This is a genomic window from Vibrio fujianensis (assembly GCF_002749895.1).
GTDB lineage: Bacteria > Pseudomonadota > Gammaproteobacteria > Enterobacterales > Vibrionaceae > Vibrio > Vibrio fujianensis.
The window spans coordinates 18,012-20,605 of the sequence record NZ_NBUS01000038.1; the positions used below are offsets into that span (position 1 = coordinate 18,012).

3 protein-coding genes are annotated in these 2,594 nt (G+C 46.4%); all 3 read left to right on the forward strand.

The genetic code is table 11. The features are described 5' to 3' along the window. On the forward strand, positions 1 to 421 hold a 421-nt coding region (locus B7C60_RS04035), incomplete at its 5' end, for a UPF0149 family protein (RefSeq protein WP_245868511.1). An 11-nt stretch (positions 422 to 432) separates the two neighbouring features. Then, positions 433 to 1,617: a 2-octaprenyl-6-methoxyphenyl hydroxylase gene (ubiH, locus tag B7C60_RS04040; protein ID WP_099610543.1), complete on the forward strand. Its 1,185-nt coding sequence runs from the start codon at positions 433 to 435 to the stop codon at positions 1,615 to 1,617. 13 nt (positions 1,618 to 1,630) lie between these two features. Continuing rightward, positions 1,631 to 2,594: FAD-dependent monooxygenase (locus B7C60_RS04045; RefSeq protein WP_245868513.1), on the forward strand; the 964-nt coding region annotated here is incomplete at its 3' end.

The following is a 2,594-nucleotide window of genomic DNA, read 5'->3' on the forward strand; positions in this document are numbered from 1 at the left end:
CTTTGATTATACCAATGATGGCTTAGGTTGGCCGCAACAAGCATTAACACAGGCGAAGCAACTGTTTTTAGCAACGCATGGTGAATTGGCAAGCCGTGATTTTAAATTAACGCTATTAGTTCCAGTGAATCATGATGATGAAGCGCTGTATCAGTTTGCTGATGGCGTGGTTGATTGGGTGAACCATTTTATTTCTGGGCTGGGTTTAGCGGCGATAGATCTAACCCGCGCGTCGTCAGACGCCAAAGAGGCGTTACAAGATTTAGAAGAAATTGCCAAATTAGCCATTGATGAAGAAGATGATCTACAGCAACAAGCTCAATTATTAGAGCAAATCATTGAACACATCAAGGCGTGTGTTTTTACGCTGTATATTGAGTTCTGCAAATCTGAACCAGCAGTTAAGCCGATGATTCACTAAGTGAGGTTAGGGTGAGTGACGAGAAATGTTTTGATGTCATCATCGCGGGGGGGGCAATGGCTGGAGCGACACTGGCCCTGGCATTGAATGCCTTGAGCCGAGGAAAGCTGTCTATTGCTGTGATTGAAGCTTTTCAAGTCGATCATCATGCTCATCCCGGTTTTGATGATCGAGCGATCGCTCTTTCTCATGGTACGGTGGCTCTGCTGGAGCAGTGGCAGCTATGGGATGCTATGCGTCCTTTCGCCACTGCCATTACGGATATCCATGTTTCGGATCGTTCTCATGCTGGTATGACAGAGATTCATGCTCAATCTCTTGCGTTGGATGCTTTAGGGTACGTGGTTGAGTTAGCTCGAGTGGGCGCTTTATATGCTGAAAAAATGGCACAATGTGTGAATATTGCCCAATATTGTCCGACTAGCGTGTCCCATATTTCTCGTTCATTAGACTCGGTTTCGGTCACTTTATCGGATAACTCACATCTGGTTGGTAAACTCTTGGTTGCAGCAGACGGTACGAGATCAACCTGTTGCGAAAAATTAGGCATTCCACAACAAGAGCTAGATTTTCATCAGGTGGCGGTAATTGCGAATGTACAAACGAATCAACCTCATCAAGGACGAGCGTTTGAACGTTTTACCACTTCTGGCCCATTGGCCTTACTCCCGATGGATGATAATCGGTTATCATTAGTTTGGTGTGTTTCTGCCTTGGTGGCAGAGCAAATCATGCAGATGGATGATTCTTGCTTTCTGGAACAGTTACAGCGAGATTTTGGCTGGCGTATCGGACGCTTCATCCAAGCAGGCAAGCGTAGTTGTTACCCATTAGCGCTTCGTTATCGTCACAATATAGTTTCTCACCGTTTTGCGATGATCGGCAATGCAGCACAAACTCTTCACCCGATTGCTGGGCAAGGCTTTAATCTTGCTATTCGTGATGTGGCTAGCCTAGCAGAAGAGATCATCAAGAGTGATCAGATTGGTGATTATTCATCATTGAGCCGTTTTCAGCAGCGTCGAACAGCGGATCGTCTGGCCACTATTCAATTGACCTCAACCTTGGTTCATCTTTTTTCGAATGATTGGATGAGCTTTCGTATTGGACGTAATCTTGGCTTAATGGCAATGGATAGTTTCTCATTTTTAAGTATCCCCTTGCTTCAACGCACACTTGGTGTGGTCAATCGATAAAAGGTACAAATTTATGATGCAAAGTGTAGATATTGCCATTGTGGGCGGAGGAATGGTCGGCCTTGCGCTTGCGGCTACTTTTAAAGATTCAGACTTAAGAATAGCGATGATTGAAAGCCAGCTTCCTCAAGCTGAATTAGATCCGCTACCTGATGTTCGCGTATCTGCATTGAATCGTGCGAGTGAAATGGTATTAAAAAACGTCAATGCTTGGGACGGAATCATAAAGCGTCGAGCTTCGCCCTATCAAGCGATGGAGGTATGGGAACAAGACAGCTTTGCTCGAATTGAGTTTTGTGCTCAGCAATTAATTCAGCCTAATCTCGGTCATATTGTTGAAAACAGAGTGGTACAACTAGCGTTATTGGATCAAGTGAAACAACAAGCCAATCTAACACTGTTTATGCCCGCGCAGTGTCAAAGTTTAGCAATTGGTGAAAGTGAAGCATGGTTGAGTTTAAGTAATGGACAATCGCTCACCGCCAAGTTAGTTGTTGGAGCAGATGGGGCCAATTCGTGGGTTCGTCGCCAAATGGATATTCCGCTCACCTATTGGGATTATGGCCATAGCGCACTCGTGGCGAATATTCGAACGCATGAACCGCATCAAGGCGTAGCAAGACAGATCTTTACTCCACAAGGCCCCTTAGCTTTTCTTCCTATGTCTGAGCCACACATGAGTTCTATTGTGTGGTCAACAGAGCCGAGCCGAGCCGAGCGTTTAGCCGCGATGGAGGCGTCGGTTTTTAATAAAGCACTTACGGTCGAATTTGATGGTCGACTTGGCTTATGTCAACTTGTCGGTCAGCGGTACACGGTGCCACTCACCGCACGTTACGCTCGTGATTTTGTCGCTGAGCGTCTGGCGTTGGTTGGAGATGCGGCCCACACGATTCATCCACTTGCGGGGCAAGGGGTTAACCTCGGTTTGCTAGATGCAGCGAGCCTAGCGCAAGAGGTGTTATCGGCTTTGCAGC